The sequence below is a fragment of the Mesorhizobium sp. P2_A12 genome (assembly GCF_056405075.1).
This window is the reverse complement of record NZ_JBFUCU010000100.1, coordinates 1-398: the sequence shown is the minus strand read 5'-3', so window position 1 is coordinate 398 and position 398 is coordinate 1. Positions and strand designations below refer to the sequence as shown.

The window sequence follows — 398 nt, the reverse complement described above, 5'->3', positions numbered from 1 at the left end:
TCGACCGGTGCAACCGGCTCGACTGGTGCAACCGGCGATACTGGAGCGACGGGCTCTACTGGTTCCACGGGTTCGACTGGGGCAACCGGAGCCACAGGCGCGACCGGCGATACCGGCGCAACGGGTTCGACCGGTGCAACCGGAGCCACCGGCTCGACTGGTGCGACTGGCTCGACCGGAGCAACTGGTGATACCGGCTCGACCGGAGCGACGGGCTCGACCGGAACGACGGGCTCAACCGGCTCGACTGGAGCAACCGGCTCGACTGGTTCGACCGGCGCAACTGGCTCGACAGGTGCGACTGGCGACACTGGTGCGACTGGCGATACCGGCTCGACCGGAGCCACCGGCTCGACTGGTGCGACTGGCTCGACTGGTTCGACCGGCGATACCGGCTC

The 398-nt window shown here is 68.6% G+C and carries 1 protein-coding gene; it reads left to right on the top strand.

Annotated features, from left to right (window positions below):
- A partial coding sequence (locus tag AC1DZU_RS35685) for a hypothetical protein (protein WP_477292163.1) occupies positions 1-398 on the top strand: 398 nt, incomplete at both ends.